General features: G+C 47.1%; 23 protein-coding genes. 4 read left to right on the plus strand and 19 right to left on the minus strand.

What is annotated here, in order from left to right; all coding sequences use genetic code 11:
* From proC to ACTHPG_RS13115, 4 genes are read left to right on the plus strand one after another with little or no spacing between them, the layout of a single operon-like run.
* Nucleotides 1–861 carry a pyrroline-5-carboxylate reductase gene (proC, locus tag ACTHPG_RS13100; protein WP_440389825.1) on the plus strand — a complete coding sequence of 287 codons (861 nt, stop codon included), beginning with the start codon at nucleotides 1–3 and terminating at the stop codon, nucleotides 859–861.
* Nucleotides 858–2081, plus strand: coding sequence for a 2,3-diketo-5-methylthiopentyl-1-phosphate enolase (locus ACTHPG_RS13105; RefSeq protein ID WP_440389827.1), 1224 nt, complete (start codon nucleotides 858–860; stop codon nucleotides 2079–2081). Before proC ends, ACTHPG_RS13105 begins: the two co-directional genes overlap by 4 nt.
* On the plus strand, nucleotides 2078–2755 hold the full coding sequence (locus ACTHPG_RS13110; protein ID WP_340914136.1) for a 2-hydroxy-3-keto-5-methylthiopentenyl-1-phosphate phosphatase: 678 nt from the start codon (nucleotides 2078–2080) through the stop codon (nucleotides 2753–2755). Before ACTHPG_RS13105 ends, ACTHPG_RS13110 begins: the two co-directional genes overlap by 4 nt.
* A gap of 3 nt (nucleotides 2756–2758) precedes the next feature.
* Nucleotides 2759–3412: a methylthioribulose 1-phosphate dehydratase gene (locus tag ACTHPG_RS13115; protein WP_440389830.1), complete on the plus strand. Its 654-nt coding sequence runs from the start codon at nucleotides 2759–2761 to the stop codon at nucleotides 3410–3412.
* A gap of 150 nt (nucleotides 3413–3562) precedes the next feature.
* Here the strand turns inward: ACTHPG_RS13115 and ACTHPG_RS13120 are convergent, their stop codons facing one another.
* The 19 genes from ACTHPG_RS13120 to ACTHPG_RS13210 form a co-directional block, all read right to left on the minus strand.
* Nucleotides 3563–4852: a multi-tm2 domain protein gene (locus tag ACTHPG_RS13120; protein WP_440389832.1), complete on the minus strand. Its 1290-nt coding sequence runs from the start codon at nucleotides 4850–4852 to the stop codon at nucleotides 3563–3565.
* A 37-nt stretch (nucleotides 4853–4889) separates the two neighbouring features.
* Nucleotides 4890–5342 (minus strand): hypothetical protein, encoded by a 453-nt coding sequence (locus tag ACTHPG_RS13125; protein ID WP_440389834.1) that lies wholly within the window; start codon nucleotides 5340–5342, stop codon nucleotides 4890–4892.
* Complete coding sequence (locus ACTHPG_RS13130; RefSeq protein ID WP_440389836.1) at nucleotides 5335–5835, minus strand: RNA polymerase sigma factor; 501 nt, start codon at nucleotides 5833–5835, stop codon at nucleotides 5335–5337. Before ACTHPG_RS13130 ends, ACTHPG_RS13125 begins: the two co-directional genes overlap by 8 nt.
* Nucleotides 5836–6082: 247 nt before the next feature.
* On the minus strand, nucleotides 6083–6787 hold the full coding sequence (locus tag ACTHPG_RS13135) for a DnaD domain protein (protein WP_440389838.1): 705 nt from the start codon (nucleotides 6785–6787) through the stop codon (nucleotides 6083–6085).
* Nucleotides 6788–6807: 20 nt separating this feature from the next.
* Nucleotides 6808–8103, minus strand: a complete 1296-nt coding sequence (gene asnS, locus ACTHPG_RS13140; RefSeq protein ID WP_062835156.1) for an asparagine--tRNA ligase — start codon at nucleotides 8101–8103, stop codon at nucleotides 6808–6810.
* A gap of 101 nt (nucleotides 8104–8204) precedes the next feature.
* Nucleotides 8205–9410 (minus strand): acetate kinase, encoded by a 1206-nt coding sequence (locus ACTHPG_RS13145; RefSeq protein ID WP_278294430.1) that lies wholly within the window; start codon nucleotides 9408–9410, stop codon nucleotides 8205–8207.
* Nucleotides 9407–10279, minus strand: coding sequence for a 3-hydroxyacyl-CoA dehydrogenase family protein (locus ACTHPG_RS13150; RefSeq protein ID WP_253438508.1), 873 nt, complete (start codon nucleotides 10277–10279; stop codon nucleotides 9407–9409). Before ACTHPG_RS13150 ends, ACTHPG_RS13145 begins: the two co-directional genes overlap by 4 nt.
* Before the next feature lie 133 nt (nucleotides 10280–10412).
* Complete coding sequence (locus tag ACTHPG_RS13155) at nucleotides 10413–11915, minus strand: AAA family ATPase (RefSeq protein ID WP_440389840.1); 1503 nt, start codon at nucleotides 11913–11915, stop codon at nucleotides 10413–10415.
* Nucleotides 11908–12435: a hypothetical protein gene (locus ACTHPG_RS13160; protein ID WP_440389841.1), complete on the minus strand. Its 528-nt coding sequence runs from the start codon at nucleotides 12433–12435 to the stop codon at nucleotides 11908–11910. Before ACTHPG_RS13160 ends, ACTHPG_RS13155 begins: the two co-directional genes overlap by 8 nt.
* Nucleotides 12436–12737: 302 nt before the next feature.
* Complete coding sequence (locus ACTHPG_RS13165) at nucleotides 12738–13268, minus strand: DUF5590 domain-containing protein (RefSeq protein ID WP_440389843.1); 531 nt, start codon at nucleotides 13266–13268, stop codon at nucleotides 12738–12740.
* Between the two features lie 39 nt (nucleotides 13269–13307).
* Nucleotides 13308–14612 carry an amidohydrolase gene (locus tag ACTHPG_RS13170; RefSeq protein WP_440389845.1) on the minus strand — a complete coding sequence of 435 codons (1305 nt, stop codon included), beginning with the start codon at nucleotides 14610–14612 and terminating at the stop codon, nucleotides 13308–13310.
* Complete coding sequence (locus ACTHPG_RS13175) at nucleotides 14599–15252, minus strand: redox-sensing transcriptional repressor Rex (RefSeq protein WP_440389846.1); 654 nt, start codon at nucleotides 15250–15252, stop codon at nucleotides 14599–14601. The genes ACTHPG_RS13170 and ACTHPG_RS13175 overlap by 14 nt, the downstream gene beginning before the upstream one ends.
* Nucleotides 15253–15467: 215 nt before the next feature.
* Complete coding sequence (dinG, locus tag ACTHPG_RS13180; RefSeq protein ID WP_440389847.1) at nucleotides 15468–18329, minus strand: ATP-dependent DNA helicase DinG; 2862 nt, start codon at nucleotides 18327–18329, stop codon at nucleotides 15468–15470.
* 141 nt (nucleotides 18330–18470) lie between these two features.
* Nucleotides 18471–19118, minus strand: a complete 648-nt coding sequence (locus ACTHPG_RS13185) for a tetratricopeptide repeat protein (RefSeq protein WP_440389849.1) — start codon at nucleotides 19116–19118, stop codon at nucleotides 18471–18473.
* A gap of 93 nt (nucleotides 19119–19211) precedes the next feature.
* Complete coding sequence (gene panD / locus ACTHPG_RS13190; protein ID WP_440389850.1) at nucleotides 19212–19595, minus strand: aspartate 1-decarboxylase; 384 nt, start codon at nucleotides 19593–19595, stop codon at nucleotides 19212–19214.
* Nucleotides 19588–20484 carry a pantoate--beta-alanine ligase gene (gene panC, locus ACTHPG_RS13195; protein WP_440389852.1) on the minus strand — a complete coding sequence of 299 codons (897 nt, stop codon included), beginning with the start codon at nucleotides 20482–20484 and terminating at the stop codon, nucleotides 19588–19590. Before panC ends, panD begins: the two co-directional genes overlap by 8 nt.
* Entirely contained in the window at nucleotides 20481–21356 is an 876-nt protein-coding gene (gene panB / locus ACTHPG_RS13200; protein ID WP_440389853.1) for a 3-methyl-2-oxobutanoate hydroxymethyltransferase, read from the minus strand. The genes panC and panB overlap by 4 nt, the downstream gene beginning before the upstream one ends.
* A gap of 347 nt (nucleotides 21357–21703) precedes the next feature.
* The gene (locus ACTHPG_RS13205; RefSeq protein WP_440389854.1) at nucleotides 21704–22681 is read right to left on the minus strand and encodes a biotin--[acetyl-CoA-carboxylase] ligase; all 978 of its coding nucleotides are present in this window, start codon (nucleotides 22679–22681) and stop codon (nucleotides 21704–21706) included.
* Entirely contained in the window at nucleotides 22668–23966 is a 1299-nt protein-coding gene (locus ACTHPG_RS13210) for a CCA tRNA nucleotidyltransferase (protein WP_440389856.1), read from the minus strand. Before ACTHPG_RS13210 ends, ACTHPG_RS13205 begins: the two co-directional genes overlap by 14 nt.
* Nucleotides 23967–24013 lie beyond the last annotated feature (47 nt).

The raw sequence follows: 24013 nt of genomic DNA on the forward strand, positions 1-24013 counted from the left end.
ATGAGTCAAGAGCAACAGACGTTACTACAACAAAAGATTACTTTCCACGGAGCAGGCGCGATGGCTGAAGCCATCGTGCGCGGACTGATCTCCCGCCTAGTCGTTCGTCCTCAGGATATTACGATGCTGAACCGCAGCAACCAGAAACGTCAGGAGGAGCTCAGTACCCGTTATGCCGTACATACCGGAACGGCCTCGCAATCTTTGGATCATCTTGCCTCCACTCCGGTCATTGTACTGTGTATGAAACCGAAAGATGCTGCCGCAGCGCTGCGCGAACTGGGTCCGTTGTTATCATCTGATCAACTGATCGTGTCTGTCATTGCCGGATTATCAATCCGCACGATGCAGTCCTTGCTTGGTCGTAAACAGCCGATCGCCAGAACCATGCCGAATACATCCAGTACTATTGGACTCGGTGCAACTGGTCTTGCTTTCTCTGCGGAGATTACGGATGAACAGCGCAGTACGGTGATGACCATGTTTGAAGCCGTTGGTATCGTAACCATCGTGCCTGAAGATAAACTTGAAGTGCTCACAGGGATTTCCGGAAGCGGGCCTGCTTATGTATACTATTTAATGGAGGCCATGATTGCCGCAGGCATTCGTGGTGGCTTATCCAGCCAGCAATCTCGTGATCTCACTGTCCAGACGGTGCTGGGTGCTTCCCGTATGGTACAACAAACCGGTTTGGAACCGATGAAGCTTCGGAGTGATGTGACCTCCCCGGGAGGGGCAACCCAGGCAGCACTGAAAACGCTGGACGAAGGAGATTTCTTTGAAAATGTAATCGCAGCCGTCAACCGCTGTGCAGAGCGCTCACGGGAGATGGGAGCTGCTTTGGAAGGGGATTTAAAATGAATAACATGTGCACAGCCACATATCGTCTACATGATGATCATGCAGATTTTCGCAAAAAGGCTAATTCCATCGCGATCGGCATGACCGTCGGTAGCTGGACGGAGTTGCCACAAGCCCAGCGTGAGGCGATGCAGAAACATCTGGGTGAAGTTATAAGCGTAGAAGTCCATGAAGCTGATGGGATGGCTGCGGGTGAGCGTTACGCTGATATTACCATCGGATATCCGGATGTGAACTTTAGCCGTGATATCCCTGCCCTGCTCGTGACGGTCTTTGGCAAGATCTCAATGGATGGTCGGATCAAATTGACAAAGCTTGGCTTCTCGGATGGTTTCCTCAGTGCATTCCCAGGACCCAAATTTGGACTCAATGGTGTTCGTGATCTGCTTGGTGTGCATGACCGTCCCCTGTTAATGAGTATCTTCAAATCGGTAATTGGACTGGACGCAGATGAACTGCGTGAACAATTCATTCGTCAGGCCCTTGGGGGCGTGGATCTGATCAAGGACGATGAAATTCTGTTCGAGAATAAATTGACACCTATTGAAAAAAGAGTTGAAGTCTGCATGAAAGCTGCCGAACAGGCACGCCAGGAGACAGGCAAGAAACTTTTGTATGCAACCAATCTCACAGGACCTACATCTCGTCTGAAACAGCAGGCTGAACGTGCCATTGGCGCAGGAGCGAATGCATTGTTATTTAACGTATTGTCCTACGGATATGATGTCCTGCATGAACTCAGCAGTGATCCTGATATTAATGTGCCGATTATGGCTCACCCTGCTCTTGCAGGTGCATTGTATCCTTCTCCACATTACGGTATCTCGGCTTCGGTTGTACTTGGCCAGTTGATGCGTCTTGCAGGTGCCGATCTGGTGCTCTTCCCTTCTCCTTATGGATCGGTTACGATGCCGAAGGAAGAAAATATGGCGATCACTGAGCAGCTGTTGTCATCTGATCTTCCGGTGAGAACCAGTATGCCAGTACCTTCAGCAGGCATCCATCCAGGCCTTGTACCGCTTATTTTGCGCGACTTTGGCACAGATGTCATCGTTAATGCTGGCGGCGGTATTCATGGGCATCCAATGGGCACTGAGGCAGGCGGACGGGCATTCCTGCAAGCGATTGAGGCAGCCCAGCGCTCCATACCACTAGCGCAATATGCAACCGAGCATCCGGAGCTCAAAAGCGCACTGGATCTGTGGGGTGGCGAACGATGAGAAGCGATAAGAAAACAGTCATTTTCTGTGACTTTGATGGTACGATTACCCTCTCGGACAACATCGTAGCGATCATGAAACATTTCAAGCCTGAGGGCATTGAAGCGATTATGAAAGATACGATTGAGCAGAACATCTCGCTGCGCGAAGGTGTTGGAGCCATGTTCGCTCTGTTGCCTGCATCGCAAAAAGATGAGATTGTGGAATTTGTGCTTGGACAAGCGGGGATTCGTGAAGGATTCAGCGAGTTTCTTGACTACGTTCGCAGCGAAGGTATCGAATTCAATGTGACCAGCGGTGGTATGGACTTTTTTATCGAACCCTTACTCGCGCCATTCGATATCCCTAAGGATCATGTCTATTGCAACGGTGCTGACTTCTCGGGTGAAACCATTCGGATTGAATGGCCGAATCCCTGCCAACCTCCTTGTGAGAATGGCTGCGGCATGTGTAAAACAACCGTGATTCGTACCTTCCCGGAAGAACAGTATAATCGAATTCTGATTGGAGATAGTTTGACAGATTTTGAAGGTGCCAAAATCGCCGATCTCGTCTACTCCCGCTCCATTTTGACGGACAAATGTATTGAACTTGGTGTGGACCATGTGCCATTCGCTACATTTTACGATATCATCGAAGATATGAAACAGAAGCAAACACAAGGAGTGCTGTAAACGATGGGTTTTGAAAAGATTACATTGGAACACAAACGTCAGGTCCTTGAAGAACTGGCTGATATTAAAGCACTGTTCGCCAGTCGTAACTGGTTCCCTGGAACAAGTGGCAACCTGTCGATGCGTGTAGGAGATTTTGATCCGGAGCAATTTTATTTTGCGGTTACTGCCTCAGGCAAGGACAAATCTCTGCGCACACCGGAAGACTTCCTTTTTGTGGATAAACACGGCAAAGCCATTGAGACAACTACGTTGAAACCCAGTGCCGAGACGTTGATTCACTGTGAAATCTATCGTTTGACCGGCTGCGGTGCTGTATTCCACGTGCATACCGTGTTTAACAACCTGATTAGCGAATTCTTTGGCTCAGATGGTGAAGTGCCGATTCAGGGCATCGAACTAATTAAGGCTTTCAATATCTGGGAAGAAAATGCGGAGATTCGTGTACCGGTTCTGCCTAACTTTGCAGACATTCCTTCCATTGCTGAATTGGTACCGGATGTTCTTGATGCCAAAGTGCCAGGAATCTTGCTTCGTAATCACGGCATATATGCTTGGGGCAAAGATGCTTTTGAAGCAAAACGTCATCTGGAAGCTTTCGAATTTCTATTCGAAGTGATGTACCGTCAACTTCTGCTGAAGGGTGCTACGAAATAGCAATCATTTATTACACATCAAAGCAGAACAACCAAAAACACGCCACAGGCTGGTATAGATAGCCTCGGCGTGTTTTTATGTTCTTAAATAACAGCGATTATAAGGTTGCTCTGTCACCGTATTGTCAGAGTAACTATTCTTCAGGTCACTCTATAGTCGATCATCCTGATCCTTGAATAAAAAGAGGCTGTCTGCTTGTTCTTCATTCCGATGAACCGCATCACTTGTGCCAGTTCCCCGTTGCTTGCCAAACAGCAGTTTCAAACCTCCAAAAATGAGTAGCAAGGATACAATGACGGTGTTCAAATAGGAACGGATCTCATACGTCATAAATGCGTTAGGAAACAGCTCATTGAGTTGTGGAATGACAAGCCGGATCGCCAGGTAATAGAGACCCAGCGCTGCAATCCCGAATCCAATCAGACGCTGATGCCGGGCCCAATCCTTGAAGATCGGTTGATCAACCAATGGCTCACGTCCATAGCGACTGGAGCACTGTAGCCCGTCAAAGAAGCTGTAGAACCAGATCAACGGAATCATGAACAGGAACACCGATAAATGAAGCAGATCCAGCACATAGATGCTTCCAAGGAACAGGAACATTAATTGCATGCCTCTTTTTTGCAATCCCAGATAGAGATGGCCTGCACCTGGAAAAGCGGATAACAGCGTTGCAAGCACTTTGCTGCGTCTACCGGCTACTCTGCCCATTTCCAATTCTTCGAATAATGTCCGATCCTGCAACACTTCGCCTGCCTGCTTGCGATGGACATGCTGCACTGCGTCAAACATGCAGTATACCCAAATTACAGGCAGTATGAGCAGGAACATTAAAAACACTGATTCATTGGTGATTGAGGCCACAAAAACCATCATGGCAAATGAACCAAAAAACGCCATCAGGAATGATAAACCGCGATGCAACAGTCCAAGATGAAGATGTCCCAATCCTGGAACAAATGAGAGTAAAATGGTGAAGAAGCGTTCACCCTCAGTGCCTTTTTGATACATTGGTTGACCATGGGGGACCTCATAATGACCATATTCACCACCAGAATGTTGATGCAGCTCATCTTCATTCCTCTGCTCCATTGGCCCTTGCTGACCCATGTGTGCTCCCTGGTAGGCTGCTCCTGGATGTTGTGGTCCGTAATGCGCTCCGTATCCCCTGTAATGAGCATCCCGGGCAGAAGGAGCACGGAGCAGAACAACTATCATGTCCAGCATACTGATCCCCCAGAAAAAAGCCGAAAAAATTGCACCTATAATCATTAAATCACGTTCAGCAAGCAGCATTGCCAGCATGAATGAGCCAACAGCTGTTCCAAAAAAAAGCAATGGATAGATTACGGCTCTTGCGGCTCGACCCCAATACATAAAACCGAGACCGGGTATCAGGTTTAATAGAAATGCGAGTAATTTGTTACGATCTGAGTGCACAGTCGTCATCCTTTCTTTTCAGGCAATGCGAAACCATTTATGGTTTAGGCTTGAGGTTATCCAACCACGAAGTGGCTGCCTCCGTCCATTTCTCGGTAAAAGACCCTCTGTGGTCACCATCCTGGAATTTGTGATAAGGGGCTACCTTGTCAAAAAGTCCAGACGAGAGGAAGATCAATGTCAAACAGGCAGCTACCGCATAATGGAACACTTTATGTTCAAGCCACCGCCGGTTGCGTCCAGCACGGGATTTACGTTGTGCCTTGGTTGATTGAATGCCCTCAATCCGATACATGACTGAATCCGCAAACCCTGTTGGATCATGCAGAGGTGGCAGTTCACCATGGATACCGAGTGCTTCCAAATAGATGTCCATCGCATCCGGGTCTTCCATCAGAAGCTGTTCCATTTGGTTTGCTTGAGTTTCACTCATGCGGCCTTCAATATAATCAGTCCATTGCGCAGCAGTATACTTTTCCTGTTTACTCACGCCATTCATCCTCCTTCCAATGTTTTCGAATCCACTGCCGGGCACGATACAAGCGGGATTCCACGGTCTTCACCGCCACCTGTGCATCACTGGCAATCTGCTCATAATTTTTTTCGCTTAGATAATACGCAGTGATAATGTCACGATGCTGAGCAGGCAACTGATTAATTCGTTCACGAAGCTGATCCTGACGTTCTTCACGAACGAGACGGGCAAGAACGTCTTCATCCCGTCCGGGCATGTTTATTATTTTTGCTTCTCCACCCAGATCCTCAGCCGTTCGTCTGCCCAGCTTTCGTTTGGCATCAATCGCTTTGTGAAAGGCAATTCGGGTTAACCACGTTTTGAAACCTTCAGAACGGTAGTCGGGGAGAGACTTATACATCTGTATGAACGCCTCCTGAGCTGCATCCTGTGCTTCCTGATCGTTCCTAAGTACGGAATAGGCCACATGGTATACATGCTGGCTATACTTATCAATCAGAGTACGCATCTGGGATGTATCTCCTTGACGGATTTGTTCGATTACGCGCGCTTCATCAATAACTCTCCCCTCCTCTCCAATACAATAGACGACAGCTTGTGTGTTAACCCCTGCGTAATCCATCAAATTTTTGCAAAACAACGTGAATTCATTGCCTGAAAGGTTAATGTCGCTGATTACTCATGCAATCTGTAATCCAAAAAAAACAGGCACAGAATGACTTCTGGCCTGTTTGTTGTCCCTGTCTACACTTGAATTATCGTCCACCATTACGAAATCGCTGCGTGTATGCCTTCGCGTCTTGAACGGTCTTGACACGATTACGGCTCCACTCAAGCAATATTCGATCGATATACCGGAAATGTACTTTGCCTGCAAAAACCGCTTCCTTCAGGGCCATTAGAATCAATTCCTCCTGATAACGGTCCTGATCCAACCAGCTGGATATCGTCTCGCACTCCATTGGAGAGAGCGGACGTCCGAATTCTTTTTCAAAGATGGAGAACATGTTCCGCTCTTCCTCTTCTTTTTGAACACTGTTCGAATCTTGACGTGCTGTACTGCTGCTCTGCTGCTCCGCACGGAATGCAGCCATTTCTTCGGCAGTGCACGCTGCAAGCTTGGCATATAATCCATGTAAGTCATAACGCTCGTACTGGATGTCACGTTCTTCGTCACGGTGCTCGTCAATGGCGATATATCCATCCCTCATCAGACGTTGCAACATTCTGGCGATACCCTCAGGTGCAAGTCCCATACGCCCCGCAAGCTCTTCAAGCGTGGGGAACTCATTGAACTCCGCCTGACGGAACCCTAGCAGTTGAATGAGAAGAAGCACTTCTGCATCTGATAGGCCAAGCTGGTGATAATACCGTAACAAGGCATACGGCAGATAGGCTGTACCCGAAGTCATGCCATAGGCTGCTCCATCCAACCAAGCTTTGGATGTGGTGTCTTCCATAGACGCTCCTCGGTTAAGCATTAAGGGTACAGACGATAGAGCATACGTGGGAATGCGATTGTTTCACGCACATGATCCAATCCACAGATCCATGCTACCGTCCGCTCCAATCCCAGACCGAAACCGGAGTGAGGAACCGATCCGTATTTACGCAAATCCAGATACCATTGGTAAGCTTCATCCGAGAGATTGTGCTCCTCAAAACGTTGTTGCATCAATTCCGGATCATCAATACGCTGCGAACCGCCAATAATCTCTCCGTAGCCTTCTGGTGCAATCATATCGGCACAGAGAACAACTTCTGGACGATTCGGATCTGGTTTCATATAGAAAGCTTTAATTCCTGCAGGGTAATGTGTGATAAAGACTGGCGTATTGTACTTCTCAGCAATCGCTGTTTCGTGCGGTGCACCAAAGTCTTCTCCCCAAGGAATATCAAAGCCTTGTCCATGCAGGAATTCAATCGCTTCATCATACGTAATTCGCGGGAATGGCGCTACAATGCCTTCGAGTTTGGATACATCACGACCGATGGATTCCAGTTCTGCACGGCAGTTTTTCAGCACGGATTGAACGACATGAGCGATAAACTTCTCTTGCACACGCAGACTTTCCTCGTGATCTACAAATGCCATTTCCGGCTCAATCATCCAGAACTCAATCAAGTGGCGACGTGTTTTGGACTTCTCTGCACGGAATGTTGGACCAAAGGAATAAACTTTGCCCAGCGCCATGGCTGCTGCTTCCATGTACAATTGACCACTTTGCGTCAGATAAGCATCTTCATCAAAATATTTGATGTGGAACAGGTTCGTCGTTCCTTCCGCAGACGATGGTGTCAGAATCGGAGGATCAACTTGTGTGAATCCGTTACCATCAAAGAACTGCTGAACAGCGCGAATAATCTCGGCACGAATCACCATTACCGCACGTTGCTTCGTGGAACGAAGCCACAAATGACGGTGGTCCATCAAGAAATCAACACCGTGCTCTTTAGGTGTAATAGGATAGTTTTCAGTCAGGTGAATGATCTCAACCCCTGTAACAGTCATCTCGTAACCGGATGCACTGCGAGGTTCTTCACGAATGATACCCGTAACATACAAGGAGCTTTCTTGCGTCAGGCTCTTGGCATTGTTCCAGATCTCTTCACTAACTTCACTTTTTACAACAACCCCTTGGATATATCCGGTTCCATCACGCAGCTGCAAAAACTGAATTTTACCGCTGGAACGTTTGTTGTTAATCCAGGCACCGATTGTTACGGTTTCGCCCACATGCTCGTTCACATTACGAATTACACAATTCGTATTCATGCCCATATCTCCCCTTGGTTCCTGAATTTGAAAATGCAGCGGGCAGGCTTATGCCTGTCCTCTGCACTTCCTTGTCATTCTATATTTACTTTACAGTTAGATTACTGAGAATTCAATACGATTCGGTGTGTATCGCGTGCAATGACCAATTCTTCGTTAGTTGGCACAACGAGAACTTCCACTTTCGAGTTCGCTGTTGTGATCCGGCGTGGTTCACCAGAACGAATGGCATTCAGCGCTTCATCCAGTTCAACACCCAGATATGTGAGTTGCTCACATACTTTTTGGCGAAGAACAACGGAGTTCTCACCTACACCAGCCGTAAAGACAATCACGTCTACACCGTTCATTGCAGCTGCATATGAACCGATGTATTTACGCAGACGGTATTCGTACATCTCAAAAGCAAGTGTGGAGTTGGCATCACCATTCTCCATACCTTCCGTAATCTCACGCATGTCACTGCTGATTCCGGAGATTGCAAGCAGTCCACTGTGTTTGTTCAACATGGAGTTCACTTCGCTTACGCTCAGTTCTTCCTTGTTCATGACGTAAGGTACGATAGCTGGGTCAAGGTCACCAGAACGAGTTCCCATCATCAGACCTTCAAGTGGAGTCATTCCCATGGAAGTATCCACGGATACGCCACCTTTAACTGCTGTTACACTACCGCCGTTACCCACGTGGCATGTGATAATTTTCAGATCTTCCACCGGACGATCCAGATACTCAGCAGCAGCCTTGCTTACGAAATCATGGGAAGTACCATGTGCACCGTAGCGACGTACTTTATATTTTTTGTAAAGTACACGCGGAATGGCATACAGATATGCTTTTTCCGGCATGGTTTGATGGAACGCTGTATCAAAGACCATAACCTGTGGCACGCCCGGCATATTGGCTTCAGCCGCACGAATACCCATCATTGCTGCAGGGTTATGAAGTGGAGCCAAGTCGAACAGACGACGAATTTCAGCTTTGGATGCGTCATCGACCAGTGCAGATTCTTTAAATGCTTCACCACCGTGAACAACGCGGTGTCCAACAGCTTGAATTTCACTTACAGAATCCAGTACGCCATTTTCTTTGTCCGTCAAAATATCAATGACTTTACGGATTGCTGTTGTGTGTTCCAAAATTTCACTAACTTCTGTAACATCCTCACGACCTGTCGGTTTGTGCGTGAGAATGGAGGAATCCATTCCGATCCGCTCTACCAGACCTTTAGCCAGGACAGATTCATCAGTCATGTTATACAGTTGATATTTGAGCGAGGAACTCCCCGCATTAATTACGAGTACTTTCACAGTCGGTCACCATCCTTGTCGTACTTGAAGAATCCTTCGCCTGTTTTGACACCCAGGTGTCCTGCACGCACCATTTTCTTCAGGACCGTGGAAGGACGATATTTCAATTCTCCGAATTCACGGAACATTCTTTCGAGTGCAGCTTCAACAGAATCCAATCCGAAACGGTCAGCCATTTCGAGTGGTCCATGTTGGAAATTGTATCCGATACGCATTGCATCATCGATATCTTCAGCAGATGCAACACCTTCTTGCAATACATGCAATGCTTCGTTAATCAGTAGGCAGATCAGACGGGAAGTTACGAATCCAGGTGATTCATAGATCATGACTCCTTTTTTGTCCGCCACTTCTTCTACAAAACGTCTGGTCTCTTCGAATGTGGAATCCGAAGTTTTCAGTCCGCGAATAATCTCTACAAGATCAACCCGGGATACCGGGTGAATAAAGTGCATACCAATAACACGCTCTGGGTATTTGGTCGAGCTTGCAAGCTCGGTCAAACTCAGCGTGGATGTGTTACTTGCCAGAATAACATTGCTTGGGCAAACTTGGTCCAGTTGACTGAATACTGCTTTTTTCGCATCCAGATCCTCTGAAATCGTCTCTATGACCATATCGCAAGTTCCAAGTTCAGCCAAATGAGCTACCTTGGTAATACGGGAAAGAATCAATTTCTTCTCTGCTTTCGTAATCGCCCATTTCTCCAGTTGTTTATCCAGATTGGTTTCGATCATGTCATATGCATGATCCAGCTTTTGTGTTGTATGCTCCACGAGAAGCACATCAAGTCCTTTGGCTGCTAGCATCTGGGAAATACCTTGTCCCATCGTACCGCCGCCGACAACTCCTATTTTTTTGAAAAACATGGTTCTGCTCCATCCTTTCGGTTCTCTATTTCTCTATTGTACCCTGTTCGCCGAAAATTACAAATTTCGACCCAACATATAATAATATCTTAGCACGAGTGAAATGTAAAAAAAAATAACCAGCATAAATAAATTATGCTGGTAAAAGGGCACTGTCACGAAATTGACAACGAAATTGTTCGCCAGACAATACTTCTTCACGAATCAAGATGTCGAGTGAATTGTCGAAAATTGTCCGCTGCTCCTCAAGCAACCGTTTCGTCTGTTCCATCAGTTCTTGCAGAATCAGTTTATTCTCGCGCATGAGCTCCTCAGTCGTGACCATATCCATGTTGACAATCCCAAGTGAAGTCAACCCGGAAGCCATCATCGTTTGCACCACATTGGTAGCCTGATCGAAGTCATTGCGTGAACCTGTCGAACGTCCACCATAGTACATTTCCTCCGCAGCTGCCCCTCCGAGTGCAATCATGATCTGTTCTTCCAGAAAGCGCTTCGTATAAAGGAATTGTTCCTGTTGCGGGTTATGACGTACATAACCGAGAGCCTGTCCACGAGGACTGAGTGCTACCTGGCTTACACTGCCTGGACGAACAAGTTCAGCCATAATGGCATGTCCCAATTCATGAATGGCGACCCTTTTCTTCTCTTCCACACTGGACTCACGGTCTGTCTTCTCACCCATCATGACTTTGTCAATAGCCAGGGACAGATGCCGCTGTTCAATGTTCAACAGCCCGTCCCGCATGGCGTATATTGCCGCTTCGTTCATCACACTTTCGAGCTGTGCACCGGAGAAACCATATGATTCTTCAGCTGTCTTCTCCAAGTTGACTTCTTTCATCAATGGTTTATTTACGGCATGCAGTTCGAGAATATGTTTTCTGCCCTTCTTGTCAGGCAAGTCCACTTGAATATGACGGTCAAAACGTCCCGGGCGCGTCAGGGCGCTATCCAGCATTTCTTTGCGGTTCGTTGCAGCGATCACCAGTATTCTCGGCGTATCGGAAGAATAGATTCCATCCATTTCCGTCAAGAGCTGATTCAGCGTCTGATCATACTCGCGCTGTTGACCGCCTTCCCGTTTCCCCCCGATGACATCGATTTCATCGATAAATATAATGGCATTTTCTTTATTTTCCTTGGTGGCACGGGTTCTTGCTTCCTTGAACAAATCCCGAATTCTGCTGGCACCCACACCAACATACATTTCCACGAACTCACTGCCCGATGCGGCGACGAATACAGAATCGGTGTAATGGGCAGCAGCTTTGGCCATCAGCGTTTTCCCTGTCCCTGGAGGGCCTGTCAGCAAAATCCCTTTTAACGGGCGAATCCCGAACTTTCGGATTTCTTCATGTTTGATGAGAAAGTCAAGCGCTTCACGCAATTCCTGCTTGGCACTGTCCTGACCACCAATTTCCTCAAAAGTAAGTTTGGAAGGTCCTTTTTTCTTCCGTTTACGTTCCTGTGCAGCGCCTACTGTAATCCCGCCACGCATTTGCATCATGAACAGCAAAGCTCCGACAAATACCGCTGCAATCAGAATGGGAACAATATTAACACCAGTAAAAGCAAGGAAAATAATCAAGACTGGAACAAATCCGATGGCAACTTCTTTTGTCCACTTAGGCATTAGGCCACACTCCTATCTGACCGGGCACACGCGGCAGAATAATAAACTTGCTGGCATCTCCGTCTCTGAGACTGACATATACATTGTTGTCATCCATCGCTGTATTAACCTTAATTCCATTCGTCGCCATCTTCGACAACGTCGGTGTAATCTCGGTGTATTGCTTGTTCTCCATCGCCTGAGCTACGGTAAACATCGCATCACCCCACCAATTTTCCAGTGCTTCACTGGAATGATCCACAACATCCAACTTGAGTGAACGTGCTCCAATTAAGGTCTGTCCTTCTTTGTGAATATATTGAACCAGTCTGCCCAAATCAACATCCGGTTGCAGATCCAGTTTCAATTGTACATCATTGCGGTTAATAGTTAATTGAACGTCATTGACTCCATCGTACTGGGTGACCATCTTTTCAATTGGATTCTGTAAGGCCACCTGACGATACACAAACCAACCTCCGAACAACACAACGGCTGAAATGACGGCAGTTAAAGCAATAGGCAATACTTTTAGCTTCAAATGAACTACCCCTCCCAGATTTTAGCCTAACCTACTGGCTTATTTGGTGTATTACGAATATGTGCACATGGACTCCTGCGAGAAATCAACAGGATTATTTGTTTTGAATGTATCTTTGAGTACATATCTGAGTATATCACATCGTATATACAATTTCGAAGGCGAAAATATGAATAAATTATTAATTTTAACTATTTAAATCAAAACTTTTTTGCAGGCAACACAAAGAACCGGTTCAGTCGGATATCCGTCTGCCGGTTCTTTTATTTTTTTAGTTCTCCAGCGAAGTTACTCAATTTGTTCTAGCTGTTCGGGAGTGTGTATACCAAGTCGACCTGTTCTCCATTGCTAAAACGATAGAACCGATAGTGGTTATGCGTACCGTCTTTATAATACACTTGCCACACATATATTCCATTCACAACGCCAGGCATGATTCGTTTAATCTCACCGGCAGGAACTTCAGAACTGAAGCGATTGCGGATCTGCGTCTCAGACATGCCATTCTGCAGCAACTCGCTGTGTATAGCGTTTGCCCCCGTAGCAGGTTGATTGTTGGCATCGAATTTTACCCACACCATGACATCCTGGTTATCCTTGTTTTTGCCGATCAAGGTCCAGTAGATGTTGTCAGAGCCTTCTTTATCACCCCAGATATACTTGCGCAATTCATCATAGGATGTAATGCCCAGTTGTTCCTGTGCTGCCTGTATGGCGAGCGATTCTTCCTTGCGCTGGTCCTGCGTGACATACACGTAATAACGCTGAAGTCCAAACAGAATCAGAACCAGTGCAAGCAGCGAAATCCATATCCACTTCTTTTTTTTCTTCAAAAGCCGAACTTCCTTTCCCTAAGATGCTCTGACCTGCAATTATCGAGCAAGCAGACCATCAAATGCCAATTGAGACTCACGCAAAATGCGCTCTTCATCCAGCGTCAGACATTCGCCATGTTTCACCACTTGTTTCCCATCGACCCATACGTGCTCCACATCTTTGGCAGAAGCCGAGTAGATTGTATGCGAGATCAGGTCTGTATGCGGGTAGAAATGTGCCTGTTCAATATCCAGGGCGATAAAATCAGCCTTCATGCCAACCCGGAGTGCTCCGGTATTGTTCAAGAAGATGGATTTAGCACCATATGACGTTCCGAGTAGTAATGCTTCGCCTGCTGGCACAGCTGTCGGGTCACCCGACACACCTTTGTGGATCAATGCAGCCAGTCTCATTTCTTCGAACATATCCAGGTTGTTGTTGCTTGCCGGTCCGTCTGTTCCGAGTGACACGGTAACTCCTGCTTTCAGCAACGCAGGTACCCGTGCAACACCGGAGGCCAGTTTCAGGTTACTTCCCGGGTTATGGGATACTGCCACATCGTGACGGGCCAAAATCTCAATCTCTTCGTCATTCAGATGTACCGCATGTGCAACCAGAGATGGACGGGAGAAAAAGCCCAATTTCTCCAGATGTGCGACAGGACGCAATCCGTAGTCTGTGACGTTCTGTTCGACTTCACGAAGCGTTTCCGACATATGGGTATGCAGGGGAAGGTTCAGGTCGTTGGCGACCTGTACAAGCTTCTCTATGTAGTCTGGAGGGCATGTATATGGTGCATGTGGCGAGATTACGGTTGTAATGCGACCATCTGCCTGTCCATTCCACTCGCGTGCAAACGCAGCCGACTCCTCCAGCTTCCGCAATTGCTCCTCTTCCGAGCAGAGTCCGATTACTCCACGTGCCAGTGCTGCTCTAACGCCGGATTGTTCCACCACTTTGGCAACTTGATCCATGTGATCATACATATCCAGGAACGCTGTAGTTCCGCCTTTCAACATTTCAAGCACGGATAGCGAAGTTCCCCAGTATACGTCTTCTGAAGTCATTTTCGCTTCCATCGGCCACATTTTTTCCTGCAACCATACTTGCAACGCAAGATCATCTCCGTGCCCTCTAAGCAATGACATCGCTGCATGACCATGCGTATTGATCAGACCCGGCAGGAAGAACAACCCTTTTCCATCCACTTTGGTACAATTTTCGTCTCCATCCGGCAATGTCTCACCAATATGCACAATCTTGTCATTCTCGACAACCATGTATCCTTGAACCACGTTCCAGGTTGTGCCTTCATTCACGGCAAATTTGCCGTTGTGGATTACCCATCTATTTGTCGTCATCTTGCTCTTCGTCCTTTCCAGTCTCCAAGTAATAGGCCAAACTTAGCAGATCCGTTGTAAAGTCAGCATGATGAATGCGGATGTGCGGCGGTGTTTTTAGAATGGTTGGTGCAAAATTAAGGATCGCTTCGATTCCGGATTCAATCAGCTGATCGGCTACGTTTTGAGCTTCCGTATCCGGAACGGTAATAATTCCGATGCGGATGTTATCTGCTTTAACCGCTTCCGTTAATTCATTCATTGGTTTTACTTTTAAACTGTTGATCTGACTACCAATCTTCGGTCCATATGCATCGAATACTGCAACAATCTTCATGTTATCTTTCAGATATGCGTTGTAGTTGGACAAGGCTTGTCCGAGGTTACCCGCACCTACCAAAGCTACATTGATTTGCTGATCAATTTTGAGTATGTGACGAATTTTCTCGATCAAATAGGAAACATCATACCCGATCCCTTTACGACCAAAATCACCGAAATAAGCCAGGTCTTTTCGAATTTGGGCCGGATTCAGATCCAGCCGCTGTCCAAGCTCTTGAGAAGAAACAGTAGCCACCTCACGCTGATGCAACTCACTCAAATAGCGCAAGTATACAGGCAGACGTCGTACCACCGCTTCCGAAATTTTATCCGATTTCATTCTTGCTCCCCCTTACCAAGCCTACGATAAAATAATAGATGAAAAGTTGAGCATTCTGTATAAACACAGAGATAGACGTGATATTTCATACAGAATGCTCTTTGTAATTTAGGTTATAAGTTCTTACGTGCAATTGCTTATCGGATACGGAAATATCTAATAAAGTTTAACGCCAATCGATAGTGTCACGCAATGATACAGCGAATAAATAACCACTACTCCTGTTCATTAGCAGGTGCTTCTAACCACTCGGTAATTCGTGGAACCATCTGCTCCGTGAGCATATGCTCCATTTTTGGACCAGGTAATGAATATAAAAAGAATTTACCATAGTACGCTTCAATCACCCGAGTATCATAAACAATGACAATGCCTCTGTCCTTTGCTGTACGCACCAATCTGCCAAATCCTTGCTTGAAACGAATGACCGCTTGCGGCACGGACAGTTTCATGAACGGATTCTTCTTCTGTTCCTGAAGCAACTCACTCTTGGCTTCCACCAACGGATGATTCGGCGGCTGGAAAGGCAATCTCACAATAGCGAGACAGGTTAGAGCTTCTCCCGGGATATCCACACCTTCCCAGAAGCTGCTTGTGCCCAGAAGTACCGTAGCTTTGGCCTCCTGGAACCTGCGAGTCAACTTGGAGCGGCTACCACTGTCTACGCCTTGGCCCAACAATGAGATGTCGTTACCGGACAGTGCCTCCTTCAGCGGGTCATAGACCTGTCGCAGCATCTTGTATGAGGTAAACAGAACCATCATGCGTCCACGCGTGGCAATTGCGGTCTCTGCGAGTGACTGCACCAGCATATTGACAAAGTGCGCATCACCCACACTGCCCTTCACACTTGGGAAATCACGCGGAATCACCAGAAGTGCCTGATCGCGATAGTTGAACGGTGATGGCAGCATCGACGTTAAGAGGCGATTATTCTCAGAGGCTTCTTGCAAGCCAAGCTGCTCAATCATGAACTGGAATGACTTATCTACAGAGAGCGTAGCTGATGTAAGCACAACGCTTTTCTTTTTATCAAAAAATAGATCTTTAAGTTGTGCACTGACATCTACAGGTACGGCATACAATTGAAGCGATTTACTGCGGAACTGGCCGCTGGCTTCCATCCAGTACACCGTTTTGGCATCATCCATACGCATGAAGAAACGTAGATTATCCTTCAATGTGGTCAGATCTTTCAGCAGTCCTGTAATGTCCGTGATCAGACTATCCGATTGATAATCATCCTGATCCTCTTTCACCTCAAGCAGCAATTTGTCCCCTCTGCGAACCAGATCACCCAGAGTTACATAGATCTGGTTCTCCAGTTCCTGCAACTCCTGCCATTTCGCAGGTTTCTGAGATGCCTTCAGTCGCAGGGAAAATTGCCCGGTCTCGCCCGGTGAAGCATCACTTCGTTCAGGCAAAAGTCCGAACAGGGCATCACTCATACGATCCCACAGTTCCTTGACCTCAACAGCCAGCGGGAACATCTGATCCACCATGGAGCCCCATTGCACCGAATTCTCATGCCCGGATAACTGCGAACGAAGCATAGGCAGTTGTCCATTACGACTGTCTTTAAACAGACGGGTGAGCGTATGAACCAGCGTGAAATATTTCATATGCATTCCAAGATGCTTACCAGCTACATCCTCGAGATGATGAGCCTCATCGATCACAAGACTCTCATAGGCTGGCAGAAGCTGATGAGCTGCCTTCACATCCGTAAACAATTTGGAGTGATTGGTAATAACGATATCAGACAACCCGGCCTCATGTTTGGCGCGATGATAGAAACATTTGCGGAACCATGGACAGGATCTTCCCAGACACGACTCGGATTCGCTCTGTACCGTCTCCCAGAAGTCGCCTCCGCGTCCGCTAAGGTTAAGTTCCTCGTCATCTCCAGTTTCGGTCTGTGTAAGCCACACAATCATCTGAGCGGCTGTGAAATAATCCTCTTTGGGTGTGGCGAATTCACGTTTATTGATTTTGTGTTCAAATTTGCGCAGGCACAGGTAGTGTCCACGTCCTTTGAAGACAGCAGCCTTAAAAGGAAACGGAACCACTTGGGTCAGCATTGGAATGTCCCGCTCTCTCAATTGCTCCTGCAGATTGATCGTATGCGTGCTGACCATGACTTTCTGTTCTTGCTTTACACTTTCGTAAATAGCAGGCAACAGATATCCCAGAGATTTACCTGTCCCCGTTCCAGCTTCGATCAAGAGATGTTTCTCTTCATCCAGGGCTTGCCTTACACTGCTGAACATCTGAGTCTGCGCTTCACGCTCTTCGTAATGATCCAATGTATCCTTCAGGTTCTCCCGAACCTGGTCCATAAACTGTTCGAAAGTTACACCATCGAGGGGATTACCCTCCCGCTCGTCACGTGGTGCACCAATATCAGTCCAATCACTTACATTAAGAGCAAGCTGCCGATAATAGGTGTGTCCGTCCAGATCCTGAATCGGCTCCGCTTCCTTCTCACTGCGCATCCCGTCCAGGAACCAACCCAAGTCACTGTCTTCTGGTGCGAACAGGTCACTGAGCCGCTGAATCGTTATGAGTGGTAATTCCTTTAATTCATCCAGACACTTGAGCAATACATAGGCTGTCGCCAGTGCATCACTGTCTGCCTGATGAGGTCGATCATGTTGAAATCCAAATTCAGATGACACATAACCGAGTTGATACGAACCCAGTGATGGGAATGTAATCTTCAGAAAATCAATGGTATCCAGAATACGGCCAGTGAAGGGCAGATAACCACAACGGTCAAGAGCATTCTGTAAAAAGTGAAAATCAAAAGCAACGTTGTGTCCAACAAGCACCACATCGTTAAGTAGCGGAACCATCTCCATCATCATCTCTTCGAGTGAAGGAGCGTCCGCCACATCTTCATCGGTAATACCCGTTAACCCCGAAATAAACGGGGGAATCGGGACACCAGGGTTCACATAAGAACTATATATTTGAGTTATGCTGTTGTCATGATCTATGATGGCAAGTCCGGCCTGTATAATCTCACCGTCGGACTGCGTGCCGGTTGTTTCGAAATCCAATACGGCAAATTTCATTGCAATGTACGATCCCTTCCATTCAGTCTATGTTACAGCATAGCAAAAAAAAGGGGATTTGAAAATTAACTGACAAAAAAGCGGTGCCCCCGCCGCTATGCCAAAGGAGGGAACACCGTTTTTTTGTCGCCGAATTCCCGCTTAATGAAGGGTCGTCAGCTGATTAGCATATTGCAATTTCCCCCTGTTCAACCTGCATGCTTCCATGTTGTACAGTGGTTCGGTCAATGTCGGGTCATACTGAAGGGCCTGTGCAAAGAGTGAACATGCAGCCTCCGGATTCGCAAGCTTTGCTTGAATACAGCCCAGGGCATTACATACAAGCCCCTTCAAGCGAGGTGAACCCTTAAGGTACATGATCTGCTGCAAATGTGTCCCTGCTTCCGCCATTTGTTCCAGATTCAGATATGCGAGTGCCAGGTAAAAACGAGTCAATGCACTCTCCGGATGGTCGGTCACAACCCGGGAGAACTGCATGATCGCCTGCGGATACATCTGTAATTTAAAATAGCCCTGACCTCGACTGAAACATTCCAGATGGAGTTCAGGCAGAGCGGTAACAGCTTCCTGTTCCGGTTCAAGGGAAGCAGGCTTATCCATCTCCCGCTCCCTCACCTGACTCATCTTTTCTTCAAACATCAGCCATTCATCCAGCATTCCGTCACTCATCCGCTTAAGCAAATTCCACTTTTGCAGCAATTCTTGTTTGCTCAGGCCTTCAGCGGAAGGATAGCTCTTGATAATTTCATCTAACATGTCGTTCATTTCTGCGAAAACATGCTGGAACATCGTTGCATCCCCACCCTTGAAAAAATGGATTAGTGCAGTGACCTGTACTCATTTTTTGCTTCAAGGGCCGATTTCATTCTCCTTACCAGTCGATTACATAATTGTTGCGTGGACTTCGTGCTTCATGGTCTGTACAGGCTTATTCTGTCCATCTACAAATACAACGGTTGGTTTATGCGTATTTGCATCTTCTTGCGACATCATGGCATAAGAAATGATAATGACGTTGTCTCCAGGCTGCACCAATCGCGCAGCTGCGCCGTTAAGACATATGACCCCGCTTCCGCGCGGTCCTGGAATCACATAAGTTTCCAGACGAGCACCGTTGTTGTTGTTCACAATTTGAACTTTCTCGTTTTCCATCAAGTCGGATGTTTCCATCAAGTCTTCATCTATGGTAATGCTACCCACATAGTTCAAGTTGGCTTCCGTTACCGTAGCCCGGTGAATTTTGGATTTCATGAGTGTTCTAAACATGGGACAGTACCTCCGATTTTTGCAACCTTATATTGTCAATCAATCTTGTCTTTCCGAATTTCACCGCAAGTGCAATGAGCAGATCGTCACGTCCTTGAACTTCTTCCAGATCTGACAGCGGCTCCAGACTTGGAAAAGCCTGAATCTCAGCGTAATCGATCACTGCAAGCGACGAGGTTGCAATCTGCTCACGCAGAATACGACGGATATCTGAGGCCTTTATAGCTGTACCTGTATCTGCGGCTTCCTGTGCTGCGCGCAATGCCTTGGACAGAACCAGAGCCTGTGTACGCTGTTCTGCGCTAAGATAGACGTTACGCGAACTGAGAGCAAGACCATCCTCTTCCCGAACAATCGGACAGGGTACAATTTCCACAGGCATATTCAAATCATTCACCATCTGTTGAATGACCGCAACCTGCTGAGCGTCTTTCATACCAAAGAATGCACGCTGTGGTTGTACAATGTTGAAGAGCTTGGAGACTACAGTCGTTACTCCGTCAAAATGTCCTGGACGGGAAGCGCCACATAGGCGCGCTGTCAGTTTGGAGACAGAGACCGTCGTCTGTGTTGCTTGTGGATACATCTCTTCAACTGAGGGAATAAATACGATATCCACTCCTTGCGAACGTGCTGTTTCCACATCCCTGGCCTCATCGCGGGGATAGCTGTCAAAATCTTCATTAGGTCCAAATTGAATTGGATTAACAAATATGCTTAATACCACGATATCGCTCTGTTGTCTGGCTGTCTGCATTAAGCTTGCATGCCCTTGATGAAGGTAACCCATTGTCGGTACCAGACCTACAACGGACGCATTGGACCGAATCGCTTGACGCTTCAAGCTTAGTTCATGTCTTAACTCTGCGATTGTCCGTAATACTTTCATGAGTTACTCCCCACCTTTTCCTTGTGTTGTCCGTAGAGCTGGTCCAGAACACCATCCGCTGCATTGAATACATGTTCCTCCGCCGGGAACGAACGATCTTTAACTTCTTTCACGTAAGCTTCGATGCTGTTTCTGATTAGTGTACCCACATCTCCATAGGTTTTGACAAAACGTTTAGGCGTATACGGAGAGGCGTATTGAACCACATCGTGGAATACCAGTACCTGACCGTCACAGCCTCGTCCTGCGCCAATCCCGATGGTAGGGATGGACAGTTCCTCCGAGATTGCTCGTGCAACTTCTTCCGTAACCAGTTCAAGCACAATGCCGAACGCACCAGCAGCTTCCAGGGCTTTGGCTTCATCCATGAGACGTTTCGCATCCGCTGCATCCTTGCCCTGAATACGGTAACCGCCGATCTGATTAACCGATTGAGGTGTAAGTCCAATATGTCCAAGAACAGGCACACCTGCTTGCACAACTGCTCTGACGGTGTCCGCTATTTCGACTCCGCCTTCCATTTTAACCGCGTGGGCATGCCCTTCTTGCATCAGTCGACGTACACCCTTAAGCGTCTCATCCACGCTGCCATGATAAGTCATAAAAGGCATATCAGCCACAACAAATGTCTTCTCAGCCCCGCGTACTACGGAACGTGTATGGTACACCATGTCGTCGATGGTCACCGGAAGCGTAGAGTTATAACCCAGCACTACATTGCCAAGTGAATCACCAACCAGGATCAGATCAATACCCGCTTCCTCTGCGAGAAGCGCTGTTGGATAATCATAAGCCGTGATCATACTAAGCGGTACGCCATCCTGCTTATATTTTTTCATTTTCACAATATTCATCGCTTGTTTGTTTGCCATTTTCTCTCATGGCTCCTTTCTTCTTTTCAAATAAAACGCAACAAAAAAACCTTTTAGTTTTCCACTAAAAAGTCCCGAAAAGTCAAAAAAGAGTCACTTGCGATCGTCCCTTCTGTCTCGGTCCTCTTCGGCTCAGAGCAGAATCCAACAACTCACTTAAACGTATTTCATTCTTGCACTGCGATCTGCTTATTACGAAAACACATCAAAGCAGAACAAAGGTTACTGTTACGGGAGTGCAATTCGGTCTGCATTAGCCGATATCGCCTCACGAACACAGTATACCAAAGTTCTGCTCAAACTTCACGTCTTATGTTCATTTTACCAGTGAAAATTCGACAAATTGTTTACGATTTCCAGGAAACTTCACCCGAGATGACTAGTGTATGTTCTCCATCATGTTTCTCCACAAGGAGTGCTCCTGAAGGGTCAAGACCGATTGCCTTGCCTTCAACGACGCCATGAGGATTCGTCACTGTAATCTCTCGATTCATTGATACGGACAGCGCCTCCCATAGAGCAGAGATCACACCAAATCCTTCTTTTTGATACAAGAAATATAACTGTTCCAACTCGGTTAAAATGGCAGCCGTAAGCTTGGTCCGATCAACGGGTTGCCCCGTCTCCATCTTGAGTGATGTAGCGATTGTGGTCAGATCTTCCGGATAATCCTCGAAATCAAAGTTCACGTCAACGCCTATACCTGCAATACAGTATCTGACTTCATGATCTTCCACAGTAGATTCAAGCAATATGCCACATACCTTGCGACCATTAATCAACAGATCGTTTGGCCATTTAATGCCTGCATCAGCACCTGTGCAAGCTCGCACCGCACGACATACAGCCACCCCTGTTAACAGCGTTAGCTGAGGTGTGTGCTGAAGTGGTAAATCAGGGCGCAACAGGACGCTCATCCAGATTCCTTTAGCGGGAGGAGAGAACCACTTTCGACCGAAACGTCCTCTGCCTCCCGTTTGTTCTTCCGCAATAACCACAGCGCCTTCGCCCTGCCCCTGCTCAGCCAGCTTCAGAACATCCCCTTGCGTGGACAAGGTTGAGGTCAGCAGAACAGCCTTACGGCCGAATACGGTTGTATCGAGTGCCAATTGGAGGGCAGTAGCGTCAATGCTATCCGGCTTCGTCACCAGACGGTACCCTTTGCGGGATACAGCTTCAAACTCATAACCCATGTCTCGCAACTTGTTCACATGTTTCCACACAGCAGTCCGACTGATGGACAGATGACGACTGATCTCTTCACCCGATACGAATCGTCCTTCTGCATTCAATAACATATGTAACAGATCTTCATGCTTGGTCATCTTGAACCACCCGCTTCACTTCTGCGCTTAGCGCTTCATGCTGATTCGCTATCGTTCCAATCGCCGTTTCTCGCAACAAATGTTTCATCAGTTGTCCCAGCCAAGGCCCTCCTTTGCGTTGCACCATTTGCAACACTTGTTCGCCAGTGATGTCCAGCCCCTTCAAGTCATGCACAGGGATCGATTGACTCCATTGGGCTGCAAGTTCTTGAACCAAAGCAGTCTGCATTTCTGCCTGTTCGGACTGATTCCGCCACCCTGCTGGCAGTATAGACTGTATTCGAAGCCAATCATCCGCCGCCTGAACACCACAAGTCAGAACAGTAACGATCCAGTCGGAACGGAGATTGACCGTATCTTTTGGTTCCTGAACGGAAGGTTGAATCAACTGCTCCACCTGAAGAACACCTGTTATACGAGAGCGATGTTCATTGGAAAATGTCCACTGACGTAATAATACATCTGCTTCATCCTTGCTATAACCTCCAGCAATCAAAATGAGAGACCAGCGGAGCAACACATGCTCTCCTGACAATTGTTCCAGATCGGATAACAACATCTTGTTAAAGCGAGCCAAGCTAACTGGCGCTTTGATGTGTGCAAGCGCATCACTTCTGTATAACAGCTCCAATCCTCTGAGAGGATGCGGTCCTGACATCATTTTCACCATCTCGGTGCGTACCCGTTCCATCGCTATATGTTGAAGCAGGTCTTTCTGTCTCACAAGACCCTTCCACGTGTTATGGGCAATTTTGAAATCAAATACCGAAGCAAATCGGACACAGCGCAGCATCCGCAGTGCATCCTCGCCAAATCGTTCCATCGCGAAACCTACACATCTGACTCGCTCTTCCTTGATATCAACCTGTCCACCAAACGGGTCAACAATTGTACCAGTGACGTCCATCGCAAGAGCGTTCATTGTGAAGTCACGCCGCTGTAAATCTTCCCTGATATCCTGTACAAAATGAACCGCAGCAGGTCTGCGGTTATCTTGATATTCGGATTCTGTTCGAAACGTGGTCACCTCAAAGTAATAAGCGCCTGAGCGTACGGTAACTGTCCCATGTTGCAAACCTGTAGGAATACAATCGTCGAACAAATCCATGACTTGCTGGGGAGAAGCAGATGTCGTGATATCCATATCGTCTACAACTCGTTTCAGCAATTCGTCACGTACACAACCACCTACCCAATATGCCTTGTGCCCATGTTCGTTTAATGTTGTGAGTACATTCTCACTTTGAATTGCCATTTCACGATCTACCTGTGTCCATTGAACCACTACATATCACCTCTTCTCTTGCCTGTTGTGGTATGCACAGATCATCT

Origin of the sequence: Paenibacillus sp. SAF-068, from assembly GCF_051967555.1 — a bacterium.
Classification (GTDB): Bacteria; Bacillota; Bacilli; order Paenibacillales; family Paenibacillaceae; genus Paenibacillus.